General features: G+C 48.7%; 8 protein-coding genes. 1 reads left to right on the forward strand and 7 read right to left on the reverse strand.

Features of this window, described 5'->3' with window-relative positions; all coding sequences use genetic code 11:
• Positions 1 to 7 precede the first annotated feature (7 nt).
• From hprK to MJ257_RS17420, 4 genes are all read right to left on the reverse strand, one after another.
• Positions 8 to 949: an HPr(Ser) kinase/phosphatase gene (gene hprK, locus MJ257_RS17405; protein ID WP_240270427.1), complete on the reverse strand. Its 942-nt coding sequence runs from the start codon at positions 947 to 949 to the stop codon at positions 8 to 10.
• Between the two features lie 290 nt (positions 950 to 1,239).
• Positions 1,240 to 1,797 carry a 6-phospho-3-hexuloisomerase gene (hxlB, locus tag MJ257_RS17410; protein WP_240270428.1) on the reverse strand — a complete coding sequence of 186 codons (558 nt, stop codon included), beginning with the start codon at positions 1,795 to 1,797 and terminating at the stop codon, positions 1,240 to 1,242.
• Positions 1,798 to 1,802: 5 nt separating this feature from the next.
• Positions 1,803 to 2,438: a 3-hexulose-6-phosphate synthase gene (hxlA, locus tag MJ257_RS17415; RefSeq protein ID WP_062406667.1), complete on the reverse strand. Its 636-nt coding sequence runs from the start codon at positions 2,436 to 2,438 to the stop codon at positions 1,803 to 1,805.
• A gap of 67 nt (positions 2,439 to 2,505) precedes the next feature.
• Positions 2,506 to 3,066, reverse strand: a complete 561-nt coding sequence (locus MJ257_RS17420; protein WP_062406664.1) for a DJ-1/PfpI family protein — start codon at positions 3,064 to 3,066, stop codon at positions 2,506 to 2,508.
• 128 nt (positions 3,067 to 3,194) lie between these two features.
• Between MJ257_RS17420 and MJ257_RS17425 the strand changes: the two genes are divergently transcribed.
• On the forward strand, positions 3,195 to 3,587 hold the full coding sequence (locus MJ257_RS17425; protein WP_240270429.1) for a winged helix-turn-helix transcriptional regulator: 393 nt from the start codon (positions 3,195 to 3,197) through the stop codon (positions 3,585 to 3,587).
• Positions 3,588 to 3,654: 67 nt separating this feature from the next.
• Here the strand turns inward: MJ257_RS17425 and gnd are convergent, their stop codons facing one another.
• The 3 genes from gnd to hxlA (MJ257_RS17440) form a co-directional block, all read right to left on the reverse strand.
• Positions 3,655 to 4,566 carry a phosphogluconate dehydrogenase (NAD(+)-dependent, decarboxylating) gene (gene gnd / locus MJ257_RS17430; protein WP_074727334.1) on the reverse strand — a complete coding sequence of 304 codons (912 nt, stop codon included), beginning with the start codon at positions 4,564 to 4,566 and terminating at the stop codon, positions 3,655 to 3,657.
• A 41-nt stretch (positions 4,567 to 4,607) separates the two neighbouring features.
• Positions 4,608 to 6,107: a glucose-6-phosphate dehydrogenase gene (gene zwf, locus MJ257_RS17435; RefSeq protein ID WP_240270433.1), complete on the reverse strand. Its 1,500-nt coding sequence runs from the start codon at positions 6,105 to 6,107 to the stop codon at positions 4,608 to 4,610.
• Positions 6,108 to 6,269: 162 nt separating this feature from the next.
• On the reverse strand, positions 6,270 to 6,902 hold the full coding sequence (gene hxlA, locus MJ257_RS17440; protein ID WP_240270430.1) for a 3-hexulose-6-phosphate synthase: 633 nt from the start codon (positions 6,900 to 6,902) through the stop codon (positions 6,270 to 6,272).
• Between the last annotated feature and the right edge of the window lie 431 nt (positions 6,903 to 7,333).

A 7,333-nucleotide genomic window follows, 5' to 3' on the forward strand; every position in this document is an offset into this window, starting at 1 on the left:
CACGCTCCTAATCCAAATCGTCGATATCTTCCGCAATCGTTTCGGTCAGTTTGGTCGTAAACTGCAATGCGGCGTTATATCCCATTCTCTTCAAACGGAAGTTCATCGCGGCCACCTCGATGATTACGGCCAAGTTCCGTCCAGGGCGTACCGGAATCGTCGCCAGCGGCACATCGGTATCGATGATCCGCGTTGTTTCTTCATCCAGTCCCAACCGGTCATACTGCTTCTCCTGCTGCCAGGCTTCCAGCTTTACCACCAGCGTAATCCGTTTGTTGTTGCGGATGGCCCCGGCGCCAAACAACGTCATGACGTTAATGATCCCGACGCCGCGGATTTCCAGCAGGTGACGAATCAGTTCGGGAGCCGAACCGTGCAATTGGTTATCCGACGTTTGACGAATTTCCACGGCATCGTCCGCAATCAAGCGGTGACCGCGTTTGACCAGTTCGAGTGCAGTCTCGCTTTTCCCGATTCCGCTACTGCCGGTAATCAGCATCCCTACGCCGTAAACGTCGACGAGAACCCCGTGAATGGTCGCTGTAGGCGCCAGCTTCCGTTCCAGGAAACTCGTGATCCGGCTCGACAGGATGGTTGTCGCCATGCTGCTGCGAAGTACCGGAATTTGTTTCTCGGAACTAATTTCAATGAGTTCTTCCGGGACATTCCAAGACCGGGTGACGATAATGCAAGGCGTTTCTTCGCTGCTGCAGAGCCGTTCCATCCGGTCTCTGCGTTCCTTCTCCGGAAGCATCTCGAAGAAAGCAAGCTCCGTTTTACCCAGAATCTGAACGCGCTCCGGCGGATGGTATTCAAAATAACCGGCCATCTCCAGGCCCGGACGATACAGATCGTCGACCGTGATCGCACGCTTTAACCCCTGCTCTCCGGAAACCACGTCGAGTCCGAACTGGTTCACTAATTCGGATACTTTCACTTTTTTAGCCATGGTGCTCTTCCTTTCCCATGCCGGCATCCCAGATGAGGCTGCTCGTCTTCCAACGAGCTCCGGCTCCAATATAAGCTGCCCTAACGGCATTCATTCCTCTTGTTACAGGATCACTCAATGTATTCATCGTAAAGGAAATTGTCACGTAAATCAATCATTGGGCCGAGTGCCACCCAGGGATCGTCCAACTGCCGCTTCTTGCTCCCGATTAATGAAAAAAACTGTACCGGCCCCAAACCGCCGGTACAGTTCAATATGGGATTTACGATATAGTCCAGTAAAAAAAATGCCTACTCCAGATTGGCATGTCGGCCAAACATGGTTCCGGAGTCCAATCCCTTCTTCTCCATCAGCTTCAATATGACGGCATCGCAAAATAATAACAGCGTCTGCTCGAATAAAGCTCCCATCGGCTGGATGGTGATGTAGCCCCCGTCCGACCGGTCTTTGGGCGAACCCGGCAATTTCACGATGATATCCGATAAAGTCCCGATGGTCGAATCCGGGGAAATCGTGATCGTCGCGACGGTTCCCTCCAGGCTTTTGGCTTTCTGAGCCATAGGCACCAAGCTTTTCGTCTCTCCCGAACCGGAACCGATGATGAACAGGTCCCCTTTTTCCAGGTTGGGAGTTACCGTTTCGCCAACGACATAAGCTTCAAAGCCCATTTGCATCAGCCGCATCGCGAAGGACTTCATCATCAGTCCGGACCGGCCTGCTCCAGCCACGAAAATTTTCCTGGATTCAAGGATTCCTTTCGACAGCTTTTCCGCTTGTTTATCGGCGATAAGGTTTACCGAACGCTCCAACTCTTGAATGATCTTGGCAAAATACTGCGTCGTTTGCATAATGCTTATGCACCTTGTTTGATCAATTTTTGCATTTCGGCTGCTGCCGCTTTTTTATCTTCTTGTCCGGTAATCCCGCCGCCTACAATAACCAGATCCGGCTGCGCTTTGATCACTTCCGGCAATGTGCTCAGCTTGATGCCGCCTGCAATCGCCGTTTTGGCGTTTTTGACCACACGCTTGATTTTCTTCAGGTCTTCAAAGGAGTTTTGTCCGACGGCCTGAAGATCGTACCCTGTGTGTACGCAAATGTAGTCTACGCCCATAGCGTCGAGTTCTTTGGCGCGTCCTTCGATGTCTTTAATGCCGATCATGTCGACCAGGATTTGTTTCTTTTGCTTTCTCGCCTCTTCTACAGCGCCTTTGATGCTCATATCTTCAGCTGCCGCCAGTACCGTAATGATGTCTGCGCCCGCCTCGGATGCTTTCATCACTTCATATCCGGCTGCATCCATAATTTTCAGGTCGGCCAATACCGTCAAGGACGGGAAGGCTTCCTTGATTTCTTTTACCGCTCTTAATCCTTCATTGATCACAACCGGCGTACCGATTTCTACAATATCGATATGCTCCTGCACTTCGGCTACCAGCTGCTTTGCTCCAGGAATATCTACCAGGTCCAATGCTAATTGTAATTTCATTTTTCTTCTCTCCTCTAACCATTTTGTTTTTTAATTTTCATGGCAGCTATAATGCATTATTTTGCCCTTAGTTCGCTGCATTAACCTGCTTAATAAATTCCTTCATCAGCTGCGGAAGATCGTTCCAGGCATGACCGGAAACCAGATTGCGGTCAACGTGGAAACGCGTCTCGATATATTTTGCACCCGCTGCTTCCACTTCCGGACGGCAAGCGAAGTAGGCTGTCATTTCGCGGCCTTTAATCTCATCGGCGATAACGGATAACGCCTGGCTGGCATGGCACAGAATCATAATCGGTTTATCCTGTTTGAAGAAGTGGCTTGCGATCCGGGCAAAATCTTTATGAAGGCGAATATGCTCGGGAGCTCGTCCGCCCGGAATGATCAAGGCATCAAATTCTTCCGGATTAATGTTCTCGAATGAAGCGTGAGCCTCAATATTGTATCCTTTTTTCTCGGTAAAGGTTTGCCAGTCTTCAAAATCGTGAACTACCGTAGCCAGTACTTTTTTATCTGTAGGGGAAGCGATGACCACCTCGTATCCCTCTTCCAAACAGCGATAATAAGGATAGTATACTTCTAATGCTTCTACAGCATCTCCAGTTAAAATCAATACTTTTTTGGACATTTGTTTCACTCTCCTTTATCATAATAACTACAATGTACATTTTATATCGCGGGGAGAGATTAAAGAAGAATGCACTTTTTTGTGCGCTGGTTACAAAAAAGTTACTATTAAAAGATTAGGAGAATACGATGTCGGATCTAAGAAAAGAAATTTTAGATAAAATCAATAACGGCGATTTCAATTGCGAAAAAGAATTAACTTTAGCGATTATCAGCGGAAAGTGGAAAATCACCATCCTCTGGCATTTGGGAAGAGAGGGCGCTCACCGCTTCAGCGAGCTTCAAAGACTTTTCCCCAAAATTACGCATAAAATGCTGACGAGCCAGCTGAAGGAATTGATCGATGACGGAATTGTCCATCGCGAGGTGTTTCCTGAAGTGCCTCCAAGAGTAGAATACTCGATGACCGAGCTTGGGATGACGCTGATGCCGATTATTGAAATGATGTATGAATGGGGCAAAAAGAGAATCAAGGATATCCAAAATTCAGAGCATATCATCAGGTCTTCCGCATCCAACTGAAAAAAGTTGACCGGCCCCCAAGGGTCCGGTCAACTTTTTCTCAGATTGGCATCCATGATCCATTCATTTATGCCTGTACAGGGACTTTGCTTTTTTCCACGGCGTGCCCGCCAAACTCATTTCTTAAAGCAGCCACCACTTTGCCTGTAAAGGTATCTTGATCCAAGGAGCGGTAGCGCATCAATAAAGACATGGCAATGACCGGCGTGGCTGTCTGAAGATCCAGGGCTTCCTCCACCGTCCACTTCCCTTCTCCGGAGGAATGCATCACACCCTTAATCTCATCCAGCCTGGCATCCTTCGAAAATGCGCGTTCGGTCAATTCCATCAGCCATGACCGGATCACGGACCCGTGATTCCATACTCTGGCCACCTGCTCATAATCAAAGTCGAACCCGCTTTTCTCAAGGACTTCGAAGCCTTCTCCGATGGCCGCCATCATTCCGTATTCAATCCCGTTATGGACCATTTTCAGATAATGGCCGCTGCCGGCTTTGCCAGCATACAGGTACCCGTTTTCCACTGCAGTATCACGGAAGACCGGCTCCACCACGCGCCATGCTTCAGGGTCGCCACCAACCATATAGCATGCCCCATGACGGGCTCCTTCCATTCCTCCGGAAGTCCCGGCATCCATAAAATAGATTCCGGCTTGCTTCAGCTGATTGTATCGGCGGATGGATTCCTTATAGTGTGAATTTCCCGCCTCGATGACAATATCGCCTTTGGTCAAAAACGGTGTAAGCTCATCCAGTACGGAGTCCACCACGGCATGAGGAACCATGATCCAGATGATCCTTGGCAGCTGTAATGAATGAACGAGCTGCTCCAGGCTTTCCGCACCTTGAGCACCATATGCTTGAAGCTTTTTTACGGCATCTGTATTCAAATCGAACGCCACGACTTCATGTTTGCGGTCGATCAGATTTTGACCCAAATTGAATCCCATTTTACCTAAACCGACTAATCCGATTTTCATGCGATTCCTACCTCCTGTCTTAGCTTTCCCTATTCGCGTAATTATATTGCAGCCAGCTTATACAACTCCCGGGCTTCCGGTGTTTCGTCATGCCACCAGTGAAATCCCTGCTCTTCCAATAGAGCATCAGCCATGGCCGGACCAAACGAACCGGCAGGATAAACATGAAGCGGAAGGAGATTTTCTTCGAAGGCCTCGACAAGGGGCTGAACCCATTTCCATGCCAATTCGACCTCTTCCCAGTGGGCGAAAAACGTCGCATCGCCTTTCAAAGCATCGAATAAAAGCAGTTCATACGCTTCCGGCATCTGATCGGACGGCACCGAGAAATCCAAGGTAACCGGCTCCATCCGTCCGTTTTTCAATGGATTCCTGCCGTTGAGCTGCAGCGTAATTTTTTCATCCGGATTGATTTGAATTGTCAACAGGTTAGGCATCCGGTCTGCATCCGCGTTCTGTTCCTTTAATCTGTCTTTGAACTCAAGGACGATTCGTGTAGACTTTTCCTTCATGCGTTTTCCCGTCCGAATATAAATGGGGACGTCCTTCCAGAAAAATTCGTCAATCCATAACCGGGCGGCGACAAATGTATCGGTCATCGAGGCGGCATCCACTCCGGGTTCATCCCGATAGGCAGGGACGGCTTGACCGTGAATTTCCCCCGCTCCATACTGACCGCGCACTACGTGCCGGGCCGCCTCCGTTTTGCATATCGGCCGGAGAGACTTCAACAGGCTGCTCTTTTGCTTACGGACATTTTGTTCCGTGACGGGAGTCGGCAGATGCATAGCCGTCATCATCAGCAGCTGCAGCATGTGATTTTGAAACATATCCCGGATCGCTCCGGCGCCTTCATAGTAACCGGCCCTCTCCTCTACACCCACCGTTTCGCTGGCGGTAATCTGAATATTGGCAATGTATTGATTGCTCCAAAGCGCCTTCAGAACAGGATTCGCCGGAATTAGGGTTTCCAGGTTCTGAACCATTGGCTTGCCGAGGTAATGATCGATGCGATAAATTTCGTCTTCCTCAAAAGCCTGATTCAGCTTGGCGTTCAGCTTCCGGGCCGACGGCAAATCATGTCCGAACGGTTTCTCGATAATAAGACGTTTCCAGCCTCTGCCGCTCCCCAAGCCGCTCTCCTTGATATTCAAGGCGATCACGTCAAAAAATTCGGGCGCAACCGACAGATAGAACATCCGGTTCTCCGGAATGTTGAGCTCCTTTTCTCTTTCTTCAATCCGCTTAAGCAGTTCCCGGTATCCCTCCGGTTTCGTCACATCCATATCCAAATAACGGAAGTTCCGGAGAAATGGCTCTACCTGGGAGCGGTCTTCAGGCTTACGCCTTGAAAAAGTGTGCAGCGATTGTTCGACATAGGCCTGAAATTCCTCATCCGACAACGGCTTGCGTCCCAGGTTAATGACCGAAAAAGCTTGCGGCAGCTTTTGCTCCAGAAACAGGTTGTACAGCGCCGGGAATAATTTTCTTTTGGCCAAATCACCGGTCGAACCAAACAACACAAAGGTCATGGCATCCATGGATTTCACCTTCTTTTTTCTGATTTTCATGTAAAAAACAGCTTTCCGGGCCATTTCTTGTTTCGGAAAAATAAGTCCTCACTATAGTAAGCGAGGACTAAGATCATGTTTCAGCCTTGCGTATGGAGTCTGTAACCCATCCGCTTGAACAGAAGCCGGCGATTAAGCCTGTTTGATCAATTTTTGCATTTCGGCTGCTGCCGCTTTTTTATCTTCTTGTCCGGTAATCCCGCCGCCTACAATAACCAGATCCGGCTGCGCTTTGATCACTTCCGGCAATGTGCTCAGCTTGATGCCGCCTGCAATCGCCGTTTTGGCGTTTTTGACCACACGCTTGATTTTCTTCAGGTCTTCAAAGGAGTTTTGTCCGACGGCCTGAAGATCGTACCCTGTGTGTACGCAAATGTAGTCTACGCCCATAGCGTCGAGTTCTTTGGCGCGTCCTTCGATGTCTTTAATGCCGATCATGTCGACCAGGATTTGTTTCTTTTGCTTTCTCGCCTCTTCTACAGCGCCTTTGATGCTCATATCTTCAGCTGCCGCAAGCACCGTAATGATGTCTGCGCCCGCCTCGGATGCTTTCATCACTTCATATCCGGCTGCATCCATAATTTTCAGGTCGGCCAATACCGTCAAGGACGGGAAGGCTTCCTTGATTTCTTTTACCGCTCTTAATCCTTCATTGATCACAACCGGCGTACCGATTTCTACAATATCGATATGCTCCTGCACTTCGGCTACCAGCTGCTTTGCTCCAGGAATATCTACCAGGTCCAATGCTAATTGTAACTTCATTTCTGCTTCTCTCCTTATGTCTATATAATTTTTGGTTTGTAAGCCAAAACAAGATAAGATGGCGAATCTGTTCATTTGCAGCCCCGGCCAGGAACCATAATGCCTTGTCTTTATTGAAGACAGCTTTATTGTAGGTCCGTTTTTTCAAAAAAGGAAGTACGCACTTTTAAGTAGTGAAGTAACAAATAGGATACTTTTGGCCTATAACAGCAGTTCTCCATACCTTGGCAAAATCTGCGGGGCTTTATTACCGCAGAGCCTTGGCCCGTCATTTCGGCTTGTACCCGCTTGACATATGAGTCTTCAATACTTATGATACAACTATCATTGTTACCGATCAGTAACATCCTAAATGGTGGCTTCATTGAACCGTTTCGGATATTTGGAAAGCCCAGCGGCGCAGGAGACATGTTGAATGACAAACCTCAATG

Source organism: Paenibacillus timonensis, assembly GCF_022427145.1.
Taxonomy (GTDB): Bacteria; Bacillota; Bacilli; order Paenibacillales; family Paenibacillaceae; genus Fontibacillus; species Fontibacillus timonensis.

Bases quoted from the DNA above. Each gene is read 5' to 3' on its own strand.
- hprK (WP_240270427.1), bottom strand. From the start codon at position 949: ATGGCTAAAAAAGTGAAAGTATCCGAATTAGTGAACCAGTTCGGACTC.
- hxlB (WP_240270428.1), bottom strand. From the start codon at position 1,797: ATGCAAACGACGCAGTATTTTGCCAAGATCATTCAAGAGTTGGAGCGT.
- hxlA (WP_062406667.1), bottom strand. From the start codon at position 2,438: ATGAAATTACAATTAGCATTGGACCTGGTAGATATTCCTGGAGCAAAG.
- MJ257_RS17420 (WP_062406664.1), bottom strand. From the start codon at position 3,066: ATGTCCAAAAAAGTATTGATTTTAACTGGAGATGCTGTAGAAGCATTA.
- MJ257_RS17425 (WP_240270429.1), top strand. From the start codon at position 3,195: ATGTCGGATCTAAGAAAAGAAATTTTAGATAAAATCAATAACGGCGAT.
- gnd (WP_074727334.1), bottom strand. From the start codon at position 4,566: ATGAAAATCGGATTAGTCGGTTTAGGTAAAATGGGATTCAATTTGGGT.
- zwf (WP_240270433.1), bottom strand. From the start codon at position 6,107: ATGGATGCCATGACCTTTGTGTTGTTTGGTTCGACCGGTGATTTGGCC.
- hxlA (WP_240270430.1), bottom strand. From the start codon at position 6,902: ATGAAGTTACAATTAGCATTGGACCTGGTAGATATTCCTGGAGCAAAG.